Raw genomic sequence first — 14,517 nt, forward strand, 5'->3', positions numbered from 1 at the left:
CGGCGCCGGACGGCGGGGCTGACCCACCGTCCGGCGCCGGAGCGCTCAGAGCTGCTCGGTCTCCTGGTACACGGCGTCGCCGTAGTCCCCGCCGTCGGCGTACCCGGTGGTCTGGTACGCGTCGGTCTCGTAGCCCTCGTCGTAGCTCTCGATCGAGCTGGGGATGAACCCGGGCGGGCTGTCCTTGAGCGCGAGGCCCATGGCCGCCAGCTTCATCTTGACCTCGTCGATGGACTTCGCACCGAAGTTGCGGATGTCCAGCAGGTCCGCCTCGGAGCGGGTGACGAGCTCACCGACGGTGTGCACGCCCTCGCGCTTGAGGCAGTTGTAGGACCGGACGGTGAGGTCCATGTCCTCGATCGGCATCGAGAAGTTCGCGATGTCGGCGGCCTCGGCCGGGCTGGGCCCGACCTCGATGCCCTCGGCGTCGAGGTTCAGCTCGCGGAGCAGGCCGAACAGCTCGACCAGCGTGGAGCCGGCGCTGGCGATCGCGTCCCGGGGGGCGATCGACGGCTTGGTCTCGACGTCGACGACCAGGCGGTCGAAGTCGGTCCGCTGCTCGACGCGGGTGGCCTCGACGGCGTAGGTGACCTTGAGGACCGGCGAGTAGATCGAGTCGACCGGGATGCGGCCGATCTCCTGGCCGGGCTGCTTGTTCTGCGGCGCGGGCACGTAGCCGCGGCCCCGCTCGACGACCAGCTCGATCTCGAGCCGGCCCTTGCCGTTGAGGGTGGCGATGTGCAGCTCGGGGTTGTGCACCTCGACACCGGCCGGCGGCGCGATGTCGGCCGCGGTCACCTCACCGGGGCCCTGCTTGCGCAGGTACATGGTCACCGGCTCGTCCGAGTCGGAGCTGACCACGAGGCCCTTGAGGTTCAGGATGATCTCGGTGACGTCCTCCTTGACGCCCGGCACGGTGGTGAACTCGTGCAGGGTGCCCTCGATCCGGATGCTGGTGACAGCGGCTCCGGGGATCGACGACAGCAGGGTGCGACGCAGGGAGTTGCCGAGGGTGTAGCCGAAGCCGGGCTCCAGCGGCTCGATGACGAACCGCGAGCGCTGCTCGGAGATCGTCTCCTCGGTCAGGGTGGGGCGCTGTGCGATGAGCACGATGGTTCTCCTTCGTGTCCTCCGGCGACCGCCATATGACGCCGTGAGGGGGTGGTGCTGGCTCCGGCGGACATCGGTCCGCCCGCCGGAGCCTGGCTCCGTCCCGAGGCTCGCCCCGAGCTTGCGAGGGGTGAGGAGGACGGGGTCCTTCTGCTTACTTGGAGTAGAGCTCGACGATCAGCTGCTCCTGGACCGGGGTGTCGATCACCTGGCGCGCGGGGACGTTGTGCACGAGCACCCGCAGCTGGTTGGTGATGACCTCGAGCCACGGCGGCACGGGACGCTCGCCGGCGCGGGCCTGGGCGACCTCGAACGGCAGCATCGTGCGCGACTTCTCGGCCACCTCGATGATGTCGTTCGCGCTGACCCGGTAGGACGGGATGTCGACCTTGCGGCCGTTCACGCGGATGTGGCCGTGGCGGACCAGCTGGCGCGCCATGTCGCGGGACTCGGCGAAGCCGGCCCGGTAGACCACGTTGTCCAGCCGCGACTCGAGGATCTGCAGGAGGACCTCACCGGTCTTGCCCTGCTTCTTGTTGGCCTCTTCGTAGTAGCCGCGGAACTGCTTCTCCAGGACGCCGTAGATACGACGCGCCTTCTGCTTCTCGCGCAGCTGGAGCAGGTACTCGCTGTCCTTGGTGCGACCGCGGCCGTGCTCGCCCGGCGGGTAGGGCCGGATCTCGATCGGGCACTTCGGGGACTCGCACTTGCTGCCCTTGAGGAACAGCTTCATCTTCTCGCGCCGGCACATGCGGCAGTCGGCTCCGGTGTAACGGGCCACGTCAGGTACTCCTAATCAGTCTCGTGAGTGGCCGGTCAGACCCGGCGGCGCTTCTTGGGGCGGCAGCCGTTGTGCGGCTGCGGCGTCACGTCCTGGATCTGACCCACCTCGAGGCCGGTGGCCTGCAGGGAGCGGATCGCGGTCTCCCGGCCGGAGCCGGGGCCCTTCACGAAGACGTCGACCTTGCGCATGCCGTGCTCCTGCGCCTTGCGGGCGGCGTTCTCCGCCGCCATCTGCGCGGCGAACGGAGTCGACTTGCGGGAGCCCTTGAACCCGACGTGCCCGGCCGAGGCCCAGCTGATCACGTTCCCGTTGGGGTCGGTGATCGACACGATCGTGTTGTTGAAGGTGCTCTTGATGTGCGCGGCGCCGTGGGCGACGTTCTTCTTCTCCTTGCGGCGGACCTTCTTGGCACCAGCCGCGGCGCGAGCCCTGGGAGGCATGTCTCTCCGGTTCCTTCAGCTTTTCAGTGGCCAGATGCAGCACGCTCGCGCGCCGTCGCTCCCGCCCTCACGGGTAGCTGCGACGGCGCGCGCTGCGGCTTACTTCTTGCCGGCCTTCTTCTTGCCGGCGATGGTCTTGCGCGGGCCCTTGCTCGAGCGCGCGTTGGTCTTGGTGCGCTGCCCGTGGACCGGGAGCCCACGGCGGTGACGCAGCCCCTGGTAGCAGCCGATCTCCACCTTGCGGCGGATGTCGGCGGCCACCTCCCGGCGGAGGTCACCCTCGACGCGGAAGTGCTCGTCGATGTAGTCGCGGAGCTTCAGCAGGTCCTCGTCGCTGAGGTCCTTGGCGCGCAGGTCCGGGCTGACGCCCGTCGCGGCCAGGGTCTCCTTGGCGTGGGTCTTGCCGATCCCGTAAATGTAGGTGAGCGCGATCTCCATCCGCTTCTCGCGGGGCAGGTCGACGCCGGCCAGTCGTGCCATGTCTCAGGTACTCCCTCAGCCCTGCCGCTGCTTGTGGCGGGCGTTGTCGCAGATGACCATGACCCGGCCGTGCCGGCGGATCACCTTGCACTTGTCGCAGATCTTCTTCACCGACGGCTGGACCTTCACCGGTGCCGCCCCTCATTCCTGTCGATCGTGAGCCGACCGCGGTCCGCCCTGGTCGGGCGCCGCGGCACGGCGGTTACTTGTACCGGTAGACGATGCGACCGCGGGTCAGGTCGTAGGGCGAGAGCTCCACGACCACGCGGTCCTCGGGCAGGATGCGGATGTAGTGCTGCCGCATCTTGCCGCTGATGTGGGCGAGCACCCGGTGCCCGTTCTGCAGCTCCACCCGGAACATCGCGTTGGGCAGCGGCTCGACGACACGACCCTCGACCTCGATGGCCCCGTCCTTCTTCGCCATGCCCTACACGGCCTCCCTGTTCGGTGCTGCTGGGTGTCTGTGGTGCTGGTGTGTGCGTTCCCGGTCCGCCCGCCCACGCCGGTACCCGGCAGGAGTCGTGCGGAGATTCGGAACGGTGGTGCAGACGCTCTCGCGAGGGCGCTCCGGGTCGTGCGGCCACAGCACGACGACAGAGCGGCGCGAACGCCGTCGTTCACTGTACCCCGCCCCGGTCCGGCACTCCAACCGGGTCCCCGTCACAGCGGAAAGGGCCCCGACGGCCCTCAGGTGCGGGGCGTGATCCCGAACGGGGCCAGGCCGGCGACCCCGCCGTCCTCCGCCGTGAGGACCCACGGGCCCTCCGGGGTGACGGCGACGGTGTGCTCGAAGTGGGCGGCCCGCGACCCGTCCTTGGTGACGACGGTCCAGCCGTCCTCGAGCTCCACCGTGGCGGGGTCCCCCACCGTCACCATGGGCTCGATCGCCAGCGCGAGGCCGGGCACCAGCCGCGGTCCCCGGCCCGGGCGGCCGTAGTTCAGCACGTGCGGGTCCTGGTGCATCTCGGTGCCGATGCCGTGCCCGCCGTAGTGGTCGACGATCCCGTAGGGGTGCGCCTCGGCCGTGATGGCCTGCTCGACCGCGTGGCTGATGTCGGTGAGGCGGTTCCCCGCCACCGCTGCCGCCAGACCGGCCCACATCGAGCGTTCGGTGACCGCCATCAGCGCCGCGTCCTCCGCCGACGGCGGCCCGACCGTCAGCGTGACGGCGGAGTCCCCGTGCCAGCCGTCCAGGATCGCGCCGCAGTCGATGGAGATGTTGTCCCCCGCCGCCAGCGCGCGGGTCGGGTTCGGGATGCCGTGGACGATCTCGTCGTTGATCGACGCGCAGATGCTGCCGGTGAAGCCGTGGTAGCCGAGGAACGACGGGATCGCGCCCCTGCTGCGGATGAAGTCCTCGGCCACCGCGTCGAGCTCTCCGGTGGTCACGCCGGGTCTGACGGCCGCACGCACCGCCGCGATCGCCCCGGCCACGACGAGGCCGGCGGCCCGCATGAGCTCGAGCTCGTGCGGGGTCTTGATCTGGATCATCCGTCCACTCCACTTCGCCAGCAGGGGCAGGCGGGCGAGGATCCCGGCCGACATCCGCCGTGCGCCTACTCGGCGTCCTGCTGCCCGGCGCCCGCGTCGGGCGTGCGGCCGAGCGCCCGCAGGGCCCGCTCGGTGACCTCCTCGACGCTGCCGATGGCGTCGATGCGGGCCAGCAGCCCCTCGCCCTCGTAGAAGCCGGAGAGCGGCGCGGTCTGTTCCCGGTAGACCTTCAGCCGGTGGCGCACGGTCTCGGGCTTGTCGTCCTCGCGCTGCACCCACTCGCCGTCGACGAGCATGCGGCGGCCGGAGAGCCGGCGGACCAGCTCCTCCTCCTCCACGACGAGCTCGAGGACGCAGTCGAGGTGGTTGCCGAGCTCCGCCAGCGACTCGCGCAACTGCTCGGCCTGGGCGATCGTCCGCGGGAAACCGTCGAGCAGGAACCCGGCCTTGGCGTCGGGCTCGGCCAGCCGGTCCCGGACCATCGCGACGGTGATCTCGTCGGGGACGAGGTCACCGGCGTCCATGTAGGCCTTGGCCTTCATGCCGAGCTCGGTCCGCCCGCTGACGTTCGCCCGGAAGATGTCCCCGGTCGAGATGGCGGGCGCGCCGAGCTGGCCGGCGATGATCTGGGCCTGGGTCCCCTTGCCGGCACCGGGAGGACCGAGCAGCACGACGCGCACTACTTCAGGAACCCTTCGTAGTTGCGCTGGTTGAGTTGCGTCTCGATCTGCTTCACCGTCTCCAACCCCACTCCGACCATGATCAGCACCGCGGTCCCGCCGAACGGGAAGTTCTGGTTCTGCCCCTCTTGCGTCACGGAGAGGAACAGATTGGGCAAGACTGCCACGAGCCCCAGGTAGATCGAGCCGGGGAGGGTGATGCGGGAGAGCACGTACTGCAGGTACTCCGCGGTGGGACGACCCGGACGGATGCCGGGGATGAAGCCGCCGTAGCGCTTCATGTCGTCGGCCCGCTCCTCCGGGTTGAACGTGATCGACACGTAGAAGTACGTGAAGAAGACGATCAGGCCGAAGTAGACCGCGATGTGCACCCAGCTGCTCTGGTCGATCAGGTAGTTCTCGACGAAGCGACGGACCGTGCCCGTCTCGTCGCCCTGCAGCTGGGTGATGAGCTGCGGCAGGTAGAGCAGCGACGACGCGAAGATGACCGGGATGACGCCGGCCTGGTTCACCTTCAGCGGCAGGTAGGTGGACGTCCCGCCGTACATGCGGCGTCCCACCATGCGCTTGGCGTACTGGACCGGGATCCGGCGCTGCGCCTGCTCGACGTAGACGACCGAGGTGATGATCACCAGGGCGAGCAGCAGCACCAGGGTGAAGACGACGCCGCCGCGGGTCTGCAGGATCGAGCCGCCCTCGGCGGGGATGCGGGCGGCGATCGAGGTGAAGATCAGCACGGACATGCCGTTGCCGATCCCCTTCTCGGTGAGCAGCTCGCCCAGCCACATGATCACGGCCGTACCGGCGGTCAGGGCGATGACGAGGATGACCGTCGTCCAGATGGAGTCATCGGGGATGATCTCCACGTTGCTGTTCGGGAACAGCTGCCCGCTGCGCGCCAGCGCGATGATCCCCGTGCTCTGCAGGACGGCGAGGGCGATCGTCAGGTAGCGGGTGTACTGGGTCAGCTTCTGCTGCCCGGCCTGCCCCTCCTTCTTGAGCTGCTCGAACCGCGGGATGACCACGACGAGCAGCTGCACGATGATGCTCGCCGTGATGTACGGCATGATCCCGAGCGCGAAGATCGACAGGCGGAGCAGCGCACCGCCGGAGAACAGGTTGACCAGCGAGTAGATGTCCCGCTGGTCGGAGGCCTGGGCCTGCTCGAGGGCGGTGTTGATCGCCTCGACGGAGACACCCGGGCCGGGGACGGCGGCTCCCAGCCGGTAGATCGCGATGATCCCGAGGGAGAACAGGATCTTGCGCCGGAGGTCTGGCGTCCGGAACGCCGCGGCGAACGCCTGCAGCACGTGCCCTCCCCGAGTCGGTCGTGTGAGTGTAAGGACCACCCTGCCCCCCACCGCTCAGGGGCTCGCGGCAGGAGCTCGCAGGATGACTGCCGCCTCCCGCCCGCGGCGGGCCGAGCAGCAGACGACCCCCGGGGCACGAGCCTCCCGTCAGGAGGCGCGGCCCCGGGGGTCAGCGACTGGTCAGACCAGGGTCGTGCTGCCGCCGGCGGCGGCGATCTTCTCGGCGGCCGACGACGAGAACGCGGTGGCGTGCACGTGCACGGTCACCCCGCCGAGCTCGCCGGTGCCGAGGACCTTGACGGGCTGGCCGCGACGCACGGCGCCGGCCTCGACCAGCGCGTCGACGTCGACGGTGCCGCCCTGCGGGAAGAGCGCCGCGATCCGGTCGAGGTTGACGACCTGGAAGACGACCTTGTTCGGGCTCTTGAACCCCGACAGCTTGGGCAGCCGCATGTGCAGCGGCGTCTGCCCGCCCTCGAAGCGCGCGGAGGTGTTGCCGCGCGCGCCGGTGCCCTTGGTACCGCGGCCGGCCGTCTTGCCCTTGGAGCCCTCACCACGACCCACGCGGGTCTTCTTGGTGTGGGCGCCCTCGGCCGGGCGCAGGTGGTGGACCTTGAGAGTCATGGCGAGTCTTTCCTCAGACTTCTTCGACGGTGACCAGGTGCGGCACCGTGGCGACCATCCCGCGGATCTCGGGACGGTCCTCCTGGACGACCGAGTCGTTGATCCGCTTCAGGCCCAGGGAACGCAGCGTCTGGCGCTGGTTGGGCTTGGTGCCGATCGCCGACTTGATCTGGGTGACCTTCAGCTGAGCCATGTCAGACCCCCTGGCCCGCGCGAGCCCGCAGCATGGCGGCCGGAGCGACGTCCTCGAGGGGCAGGCCGCGGCGGGCCGCGATCTCCTCGGGGCGGACGAGGTCCTTCAGCGCCTGCATGGTGGCGTGCACGATGTTGATCGGGTTCGAGGAGCCGAGGCTCTTCGAGAGCACGTCGTGGATGCCGGCGCACTCGAGGACGGCGCGCACCGGGCCACCGGCGATGACACCGGTACCGGGGCTGGCCGGCTTGAGCAGCACGACGCCGGCCGCCGCCTCACCCTGCACCGGGTGCGGGATGGTGCTGGCGATGCGCGGCACCTTGTAGAAGTGCTTCTTGGCCTCCTCGACGCCCTTCGCGATCGCGGCGGGCACCTCCTTGGCCTTGCCGTAACCGACGCCCACGGTGCCGTCGCCGTCGCCCACGATCACCAGGGCGGTGAAGCTGAAGCGCCGACCACCCTTGACGACCTTGGACACGCGGTTGATGGCCACCACGCGCTCGATGTAGTTGCTCTTCTCGGCGGGAGCGCCGCCCGGCCCCCGCCCGCCGTCACGACGGTCGCGGCGGTCGTTACCGCCGCCGGCGCCGCCGCCGCGTCGCTGTGGTCCTGGCATCAGACGTCCCTCTCGATCTTCGTGTTGCCGGTCTGGGTGCTGGTCATCAGAAGTCCAGCCCGCCCTCGCGCGCGCCGTCGGCGAGCGCAGCGATCCGGCCCTGGTAGCGGTTGCCGCCGCGGTCGAACACGACCGCGGTGATGCCGGCCGCCTTGGCGCGCTCGGCGACCAGGGTGCCCACCTGGCGGGCCAGCGTGGACTTGTCGCCCTCGGCGCTGCGCAGGCTGGCGTCCAGCGTGGACGCGCTGACCAGCGTGCGGCCGACGGTGTCGTCGACGACCTGCACGTGGATGTGGCGCGAGCTGCGCTTGACCACCAGGCGCGGACGCTCCGGCGTCCCCGAGACCCGCTTGCGCAGCCGGTTGTGCCGGCGCAGCCGGGAGACCCGGCGCGCGGTGCTCGCGTCGGTGCCGACGGGGGTGTGGACCCGCTTGGTCCCGCTCTGTGAACTGGTTGCAGCCATCACTTACCCGTCTTCCCGACCTTGCGCTTGACGACCTCGCCCTGATACCGCACGCCCTTGCCCTTGTACGGGTCGGGCTTGCGGATCTTGCGGATCTTGGCGGCGACCTCGCCGACCTGCTGCTTGTCGATGCCCGTGACCCGGATGCGGGTGGGCGACTCGACCGTGAAGGAGATCCCCTCGGGGGCCTTCACCGGAACCGGGTGGCTGAAGCCCAGGGCGAACTCGAGGTCCGACCCACGGGCCTGGACCCGGTAGCCGACCCCGACGATCTCGAGGGTCTTGCTGTACCCCTCGGTGACGCCGGTGATCATGTTGGCGATCAGGGTGCGCGACAGCCCGTGCAGGGCGCGGCTCTCCCGCTCGTCGTCCGGCCGGGCCACCCGCAGCGTGCCGTCCTCGTCGCGCGCCACGGTGATCGGGGCGGCGACGGTGTGGGACAGGGAGCCCTTGGGGCCCTTCACGTTGACGGTCTGGCCCTCGATGGCGATCTCCACGCCACCGGGCACCGGAATCGGGAGTCGTCCGATCCGTGACATCTCTGCTCGCTCCTCTTACCAGACGTAGGCGAGGACTTCCCCACCCACGCCCTTCGTGTTCGCCTGGCGGTCGGTGAGCAGCCCGGTGGAGGTGGAGATGATCGCCACCCCGAGGCCGCCGAGCACCTTGGGCAGCGCGGTGGACTTGGCGTAGACCCGCAGACCGGGCTTCGACACCCGACGGACGCCGGCGATGCTGCGCTCGCGGTTCGGCCCGTACTTGAGGTCGATGACCAGCTCCTTGCGGGTGCTGCCGTCCTTCTCGACCTCGTTCACCGTCCAGCCGGCGATGTAGCCCTGCTGCTGGAGGATCTCCGCGATGTGCGTCTTGATCTTCGACGACGGCATCGTCGCGGAGTCGTGATACGCCTGGTTGGCGTTGCGGATACGCGTGAGCATGTCCGCGATCGGGTCGGTCATCGTCATGGGTGTCGTGCCTCTCTCGCCGCGGTTCCGCACGCGGACCTCGCGTGGGCCTCTCGGCGATCGGTGGTGCTCGAGGACGTCCTGGGCTCGGAGGCGAGCGGGACGGGTCGGCGACTTACCAGCTGGACTTGCTCACACCGGGCAGCTCGCCGGCGTGGGCCATCTCCCGCAGGCAGATCCGGCACAGGCCGAACTTGCGGAACACGGCGTGCGGACGGCCGCAGCGCTGGCAGCGGGTGTACCCGCGGACCGCGAACTTCGGCTTGCGGGCCGCCTTGTTGATCAGGGCCTTCTTGGCCATCTCGGTCTCCTGTAGCTCTCTCGAAGGCCCGGATCAGCGGGTCGTGGTGACGACGGGCTGGCCGGCGAAGGGGAAGCCGAGCAGCCGGAGCAGCTCGCGACCCTCGTCGTCGTTGGTGGCGGTGGTGACCAGCGTGATGTCCATGCCACGCGGCCGGTCGATCTTGTCGACGTCGATCTCGCGGAACATCGACTGCTCGGTCAGACCGAAGGTGTAGTTGCCGTGGCCGTCGAACTGCTTGGCGTTCAGGCCGCGGAAGTCACGGATGCGGGGCAGGGCCAGCGACAGCAGCCGGTCCAGGAACTCCCACATGCGGTCGCCGCGGAGGGTGACCTTCGCGCCGATCGGCATGCCCTCGCGCAGCTTGAACTGCGCGATGGACTTGCGGGCCCGGACGACGGCCGGCTTCTGGCCGGTGATGGCGGTGAGGTCGCGGACGGCGCCGTCCATCAGCTTGGCGTCGCGGGTGGCCTCGCCGACGCCCATGTTGACGACGATCTTGGTCAGCCGCGGGATCTGCATGACGTTCTCGTAGCCGAACTCCGACTGCAGCGCCGGCACGATCTCCTCGCGGTACCGGGCCAGCATGCGGGGCAGCTCACGGGTGGGTGCGCTCATGATGCTCAGAGGTCCTTACCGGTGCGCCGCGAGACCCGGATGCTGCGGCCTTCCTCGTCCTTGCGGTAGCCGACCCGGGTCGGCTTGTCCTCGGAGTCGATCACCATCACGTTGCTCACGTGGATGGGAGCCTCCTGCGTGACGATCCCGCCCTGCTGGGCGCCGCGCTGGTTGGAGCTGATCCGGGTGTGCTTCTTGACCCGGCCCACGCCCTCGACGAGGACCTTCTGCGTCTGCGGGTAGGCGGCGATGACCCGGCCCTTGGCGCCCTTGTCCTTGCCGGACAGGACGACGACCTGGTCGCCCTTCTTGACCTTCATCGACGGCGCCTTCTTGGTGCCGGGGTCGTTCTTGTGGGCAGCCATGATCACAGCACCTCCGGGGCGAGCGAGATGATCCGCATGAAGCGCTTGTCGCGGAGCTCCCGGCCCACGGGGCCGAAGATGCGCGTCCCGCGCGGGTCGCCGCTGTCGCGGATGATGACCGCGGCGTTCTCGTCGAAGCGGATGTAGGAACCGTCGGGACGACGGCGCTCCTTCACGGTGCGGACGATGACGGCCTTGACGACGTCACCCTTCTTCACACCGGCACCCGGCAGCGCGTCCTTCACGGTGGCGACGATGACGTCGCCGATGCCCGCGTAGCGTCGCCCGGACCCGCCGAGGACACGGATGCAGAGGATCTCCTTGGCACCCGTGTTGTCGGCGACCCGGAGTCGCGACTCCTGCTGGATCACTCTCGAACTCCCAGAATCTCAGTGGTGACAGCCGGGCCGGAACGGTGAACCGGCTGTCCGGTACCCACGTGCGGACGCACCGGCGGCGGGGCCGCCGGTGCGTCCGAGGCACGGGTACCGGGATGTGGCGCACGCTCTTCAGCGGCGCCAGTCGTCCAGAGTACTCGGTACTCCACAGCCCCGGAGGGCCGGTACTACTTGGCCTTCTCGATGACCTCGACCAGCCGCCACCGCTTGGTGGCCGACGTCGGCCGGGTCTCCATGATCTGCACGCGGTCGCCGATGCCGGCGACCCCCTGCTCGTCGTGCGCCTTCAGCTTGCTCGTACGGCGGATGACCTTGCCGTACAGGCCGTGCTTCACGCGGTCCTCGACCTCGACGACGATGGTCTTCTCCATCTTGTCGCTGACCACGAGGCCCTCACGGACCTTGCGGTAGCCACGCCCGGCCAGGCCGGGACCGGAGGCGGTCTGCGTCTCCTGGGCCTCGCTCATGCCACACCCTCGTTCGGGGCGACCGACAGGCCCAGCTCGCGCTCACGCATGATCGTGTAGATCCGCGCGATGTCGCGGCGCACGGTCTGCAGACGCCGGTTGTTGTCCAGCTGGCCGGTGGCCACCTGGAACCGCAGGTTGAACAGTTCTTCCTTGGACTCGCGCAGCCGCGAGGCGAGCTCGTCGACCGAGAGCTCGCGCAGCTCCGGAGCGGTCAGACCGGCGGCCATCACACCTCTCCTTCACGCGTGATGAAGCGGCACTTCATGGGGAGCTTGTGGATCGCGCGGCGCATCGCCTCGCGGGCCACGGGCTCGGCCACGCCCGAGAGCTCGAAGAGCACCCGGCCGGGCTTGACGTTGGCCACCCACCACTCGGGGGAACCCTTACCCGAACCCATGCGGGTCTCGGCGGGCTTCTTGGTCAGCGGACGGTCCGGGTAGATCGAGATCCACACCTTGCCGCCACGCCGGATGTGCCGGGTCATGGCGATACGGGCGGACTCGATCTGCCGGTTGGTGACGTACGCCGGCTCGAGGGCCTGGATGGCGTACTCGCCGAAGTTGATGGCGGTGCCGCCCTTGGCCCGGCCGGAGCGGCTGGGGTGGTGCTGCTTGCGGTGCTTGACCCGCCGTGGGATGAGCATGGCTCAGCTCTCCGTGTTCTCGGTGGCCTCGGTCGTGGCGGCCTCGGCGGCCGCGGTGGCCTCCGGACCCGCCACGTCGGCGACGGTGGTCTCCACGGCCTCGCCGGCGGTCTGCGCGACGACGGCCTCGGTGGTGTCCACGACCGGCCCGGTGCCCTCGGCGGCCGCGCGGCCGGCCTCGGTGCCGCCGGCGGTCGTGCCGCTGGAGCCGGAGCGGCGCTGCGGACGCTGTGCACGCTCACGACGCTGCTGGCGGGCGGCCAGGGCCTCGAGGGCCTCGCGCTCGGCCCGGGAGCCGCTCACGTCGCCCTTGTAGATCCAGACCTTGACGCCGATGCGGCCGAAGGTGGTGCGGGCCTCGTAGATGCCGTAGTCGATGTTCGCGCGCAGGGTGTGCAGCGGCACGCGACCCTCGCGGTAGAACTCCGACCGGCTCATCTCGGTGCCGCCGAGGCGACCCGAGCACTGGACCCGGATGCCCTTGACCTGCGGGCTGCGCTGGGCCGACTGCATGGCCTTGCGCATGGCGCGACGGAAGCTCACGCGGCTGGAGAGCTGCTCGGCGACACCCTGGGCGACCAGCTGCGCGTCGGACTCGGGGTTCTTGACCTCGAGGATGTTCAGCTGCACCTGCTTGCCGGTGAGCTTCTCCAGCTCGCCGCGGATGCGGTCGGCCTCGGCGCCACGGCGGCCGATGACGATGCCGGGACGGGCGGTGTGGATGTCGACGCGGACGCGGTCACGGGTGCGCTCGATCTCCACCTTCGAGATGCCGGCCCGCTCCATGCCCTTGGACATGAGCTTGCGGATGGCCACGTCTTCCTTGACGTAGTCCTTGTAGAGCTTGTCCGCGTACCACCGGGACTTGTAGTCGGTGGTGATGCCGAGCCGGAACCCGTGCGGGTTGACCTTCTGACCCACTAGCGGGTCCCTCCCCTCGTGTTGCTCTTCTGCTGGGTGGCGGGGCCGGACTGGCCGGTGTCCCGGCGCGCCTTGCGCGACTTCTGCGCGAGCTCGGCGCTGCCGGCCACCTCGCTCACCTCGACGGTGATGTGGCTGGTCCGCTTGTTGATGCGGAACGCCCGGCCCTGCGCACGCGGACGGATCCGCTTGAGCGTCGGGCCCTCGTCCACGTACGCCGCGCTGACGACCAGTGCACCGCGGTCGAGCTGCAGGTTGTGCTCGGCGTTCGCGACGGCGCTGGCCACCACCTTGGCGACCGGCTCGCTGGCGGCCTGCGGCGCGAAGCGCAGCAGGGCCAGGGCCTCGTCGGTGGGCAGGTAGCGGATGAGGTCCACCACCCGGCGTGCCTTCATGGGGGTGACGCGGACGAACCGGGCGGTGGCCCGGGCGACCGGCGTCTCCTGCCCCAACTGGGAAGTCATCTTCGGGATCTCCTCGCCGTCAGCCGCGCCGCGACCGGCGGTCGTCCTTGATGTGCCCACGGAAGGTGCGCGTGGGGGCGAACTCGCCGAGCTTGTGCCCGACCATCGCCTCGGTCACGAACACCGGGACGTGCTTGCGGCCGTCGTGCACCGCGAGGGTGTGGCCCAGCATGTCCGGGATGATCGTGGAGCGACGTGACCACGTACGGATCACGTTCTTGGTGCCCTTCTCGTTCTGCGCGTCCACCTTCTTGAGCAGGTGGTCGTCGACGAACGGGCCCTTCTTCAGGCTGCGTGGCATGTCTGTCGGACTCCTCTACCCGCTCAGCGCTTCTTGTTGGTGCGCCGGCGGCGCACGATCAGGGCATCACTGGCCTTGCGCTTGCGCGTCCGGCCCTCCGGCTTGCCCTTCGGGTTCACCGGGTGGCGCCCACCGGAGGTCTTGCCCTCACCACCACCGTGCGGGTGGTCGACCGGGTTCATGGCGACACCGCGGACGGTCGGGCGCTTGCCCTTCCACCGCATGCGGCCGGCCTTGCCCCAGTTGATGTTCGACTGCTCGGCGTTGCCCACCTCGCCGATCGTGGCGCGGCAGCGCACGTCGACGTTGCGGATCTCGCCCGACGGCATGCGCAGCTGGGCGAACCGGCCCTCACGGGCGACCAGCTGGACGCTGGTGCCCGCCGACCGGGCGATCTTGGCGCCGCCACCGGGGCGGAGCTCGATGGCGTGAACGACGGTGCCGACGGGGATGTTCCGCAGCGGCAGGTTGTTGCCCGGCTTGATGTCGGCGGCGGGGCCGCACTCCACCGTGTCGCCCTGCTTGAGGCGGGCCGGCGCGATGATGTAGCGCTTCTCGCCGTCGGCGAAGTGCAGCAGCGCGATGCGCGACGTGCGGTTGGGGTCGTACTCGATGTGCGCGACCTTGGCCGGCACGCCGTCCTTGTCGGCCCGGCGGAAGTCGATCAGCCGGTAGGCGCGCTTGTGGCCGCCGCCCTGGTGGCGAGCGGTGACCTTCCCGTGGACGTTGCGCCCGCCGCGGCCGTGCAGCGGCCGGACCAGCGACTTCTCGGGATGGTCGCGAGTGACCTCGGCGAAGTCGGCGACGCTGGAGCCGCGGCGGCCCGGCGTCGTCGGCTTGTACTTGCGGATAGCCATTGCTGACTCAGTCTCTCTGTCTC

Annotated in this window: 25 protein-coding genes and 1 pseudogene; all 26 read right to left on the bottom strand. The window is 69.8% G+C overall.

Features of this window, described 5'->3' with window-relative positions:
* Positions 1–45 precede the first annotated feature (45 nt).
* Entirely contained in the window at positions 46–1,110 is a 1,065-nt protein-coding gene (locus DQ240_RS03425) for a DNA-directed RNA polymerase subunit alpha (protein ID WP_113838234.1), read from the bottom strand.
* Between the two features lie 154 nt (positions 1,111–1,264).
* Positions 1,265–1,891: a 30S ribosomal protein S4 gene (gene rpsD, locus DQ240_RS03430; RefSeq protein WP_113838235.1), complete on the bottom strand. Its 627-nt coding sequence runs from the start codon at positions 1,889–1,891 to the stop codon at positions 1,265–1,267.
* 35 nt (positions 1,892–1,926) lie between these two features.
* Positions 1,927–2,334, bottom strand: coding sequence for a 30S ribosomal protein S11 (rpsK, locus tag DQ240_RS03435; RefSeq protein WP_014377968.1), 408 nt, complete (start codon positions 2,332–2,334; stop codon positions 1,927–1,929).
* A 99-nt stretch (positions 2,335–2,433) separates the two neighbouring features.
* Positions 2,434–2,814 (bottom strand): 30S ribosomal protein S13, encoded by a 381-nt coding sequence (gene rpsM, locus DQ240_RS03440; protein WP_113838236.1) that lies wholly within the window; start codon positions 2,812–2,814, stop codon positions 2,434–2,436.
* Positions 2,815–2,829: 15 nt separating this feature from the next.
* Positions 2,830–2,943: a 50S ribosomal protein L36 gene (gene rpmJ / locus DQ240_RS03445; protein ID WP_012950458.1), complete on the bottom strand. Its 114-nt coding sequence runs from the start codon at positions 2,941–2,943 to the stop codon at positions 2,830–2,832.
* 73 nt (positions 2,944–3,016) lie between these two features.
* Positions 3,017–3,238 (bottom strand): translation initiation factor IF-1, encoded by a 222-nt coding sequence (gene infA / locus DQ240_RS03450; protein WP_012950459.1) that lies wholly within the window; start codon positions 3,236–3,238, stop codon positions 3,017–3,019.
* A 263-nt stretch (positions 3,239–3,501) separates the two neighbouring features.
* On the bottom strand, positions 3,502–4,305 hold the full coding sequence (gene map, locus DQ240_RS03455; protein ID WP_113838313.1) for a type I methionyl aminopeptidase: 804 nt from the start codon (positions 4,303–4,305) through the stop codon (positions 3,502–3,504).
* A gap of 65 nt (positions 4,306–4,370) precedes the next feature.
* Complete coding sequence (locus DQ240_RS03460; RefSeq protein ID WP_113838237.1) at positions 4,371–4,985, bottom strand: adenylate kinase; 615 nt, start codon at positions 4,983–4,985, stop codon at positions 4,371–4,373.
* Positions 4,985–6,295, bottom strand: a complete 1,311-nt coding sequence (secY, locus tag DQ240_RS03465; protein ID WP_113838238.1) for a preprotein translocase subunit SecY — start codon at positions 6,293–6,295, stop codon at positions 4,985–4,987. The genes DQ240_RS03460 and secY overlap by 1 nt, the downstream gene beginning before the upstream one ends.
* A gap of 180 nt (positions 6,296–6,475) precedes the next feature.
* Positions 6,476–6,919, bottom strand: a complete 444-nt coding sequence (rplO, locus tag DQ240_RS03470) for a 50S ribosomal protein L15 (RefSeq protein ID WP_113838239.1) — start codon at positions 6,917–6,919, stop codon at positions 6,476–6,478.
* A 13-nt stretch (positions 6,920–6,932) separates the two neighbouring features.
* Positions 6,933–7,112: a 50S ribosomal protein L30 gene (gene rpmD, locus DQ240_RS03475; protein ID WP_113811322.1), complete on the bottom strand. Its 180-nt coding sequence runs from the start codon at positions 7,110–7,112 to the stop codon at positions 6,933–6,935.
* Position 7,113: 1 nt separating this feature from the next.
* A complete protein-coding gene (gene rpsE / locus DQ240_RS03480; protein WP_026857030.1) occupies positions 7,114–7,728 on the bottom strand; it encodes a 30S ribosomal protein S5 in 615 nt (204 codons plus the stop codon).
* 46 nt (positions 7,729–7,774) lie between these two features.
* Positions 7,775–8,191 (bottom strand): 50S ribosomal protein L18, encoded by a 417-nt coding sequence (gene rplR, locus DQ240_RS03485; RefSeq protein ID WP_113838240.1) that lies wholly within the window; start codon positions 8,189–8,191, stop codon positions 7,775–7,777.
* On the bottom strand, positions 8,191–8,730 hold the full coding sequence (rplF, locus tag DQ240_RS03490; RefSeq protein WP_113838241.1) for a 50S ribosomal protein L6: 540 nt from the start codon (positions 8,728–8,730) through the stop codon (positions 8,191–8,193). The genes rplR and rplF overlap by 1 nt, the downstream gene beginning before the upstream one ends.
* Positions 8,731–8,745: 15 nt before the next feature.
* Positions 8,746–9,156 (bottom strand): 30S ribosomal protein S8, encoded by a 411-nt coding sequence (gene rpsH / locus DQ240_RS03495; RefSeq protein WP_113838242.1) that lies wholly within the window; start codon positions 9,154–9,156, stop codon positions 8,746–8,748.
* 115 nt (positions 9,157–9,271) lie between these two features.
* A complete protein-coding gene (locus tag DQ240_RS03500) occupies positions 9,272–9,457 on the bottom strand; it encodes a type Z 30S ribosomal protein S14 (RefSeq protein ID WP_113838243.1) in 186 nt (61 codons plus the stop codon).
* 33 nt (positions 9,458–9,490) lie between these two features.
* Positions 9,491–10,075 carry a 50S ribosomal protein L5 gene (rplE, locus tag DQ240_RS03505; protein WP_113838244.1) on the bottom strand — a complete coding sequence of 195 codons (585 nt, stop codon included), beginning with the start codon at positions 10,073–10,075 and terminating at the stop codon, positions 9,491–9,493.
* A gap of 5 nt (positions 10,076–10,080) precedes the next feature.
* Entirely contained in the window at positions 10,081–10,395 is a 315-nt protein-coding gene (gene rplX, locus DQ240_RS03510) for a 50S ribosomal protein L24 (RefSeq protein ID WP_113838314.1), read from the bottom strand.
* Between the two features lie 47 nt (positions 10,396–10,442).
* Positions 10,443–10,811, bottom strand: coding sequence for a 50S ribosomal protein L14 (gene rplN, locus DQ240_RS03515; RefSeq protein ID WP_026844850.1), 369 nt, complete (start codon positions 10,809–10,811; stop codon positions 10,443–10,445).
* A 194-nt stretch (positions 10,812–11,005) separates the two neighbouring features.
* Positions 11,006–11,305 carry a 30S ribosomal protein S17 gene (gene rpsQ, locus DQ240_RS03520; RefSeq protein WP_113838245.1) on the bottom strand — a complete coding sequence of 100 codons (300 nt, stop codon included), beginning with the start codon at positions 11,303–11,305 and terminating at the stop codon, positions 11,006–11,008.
* Complete coding sequence (rpmC, locus tag DQ240_RS03525; protein WP_091929105.1) at positions 11,302–11,535, bottom strand: 50S ribosomal protein L29; 234 nt, start codon at positions 11,533–11,535, stop codon at positions 11,302–11,304. Before rpmC ends, rpsQ begins: the two co-directional genes overlap by 4 nt.
* Positions 11,535–11,951 carry a 50S ribosomal protein L16 gene (rplP, locus tag DQ240_RS03530; protein WP_113838246.1) on the bottom strand — a complete coding sequence of 139 codons (417 nt, stop codon included), beginning with the start codon at positions 11,949–11,951 and terminating at the stop codon, positions 11,535–11,537. The genes rpmC and rplP overlap by 1 nt, the downstream gene beginning before the upstream one ends.
* A gap of 3 nt (positions 11,952–11,954) precedes the next feature.
* Positions 11,955–12,872, bottom strand: coding sequence for a 30S ribosomal protein S3 (gene rpsC / locus DQ240_RS03535; protein ID WP_113838247.1), 918 nt, complete (start codon positions 12,870–12,872; stop codon positions 11,955–11,957).
* Between the two features lie 110 nt (positions 12,873–12,982).
* A pseudogene (gene rplV / locus DQ240_RS03540) lies at positions 12,983–13,336 on the bottom strand (50S ribosomal protein L22); the annotation flags it as partial.
* A gap of 19 nt (positions 13,337–13,355) precedes the next feature.
* Positions 13,356–13,637, bottom strand: a complete 282-nt coding sequence (gene rpsS, locus DQ240_RS03545) for a 30S ribosomal protein S19 (RefSeq protein WP_029340037.1) — start codon at positions 13,635–13,637, stop codon at positions 13,356–13,358.
* Positions 13,638–13,660: 23 nt separating this feature from the next.
* Positions 13,661–14,494, bottom strand: coding sequence for a 50S ribosomal protein L2 (gene rplB, locus DQ240_RS03550; RefSeq protein ID WP_104527742.1), 834 nt, complete (start codon positions 14,492–14,494; stop codon positions 13,661–13,663).
* Positions 14,495–14,517 lie beyond the last annotated feature (23 nt).

The sequence above is a fragment of the Blastococcus sp. TF02A-26 genome (genome assembly GCF_003319125.1).
Taxonomy (GTDB): Bacteria; Actinomycetota; Actinomycetes; order Mycobacteriales; family Geodermatophilaceae; genus Trujillonella.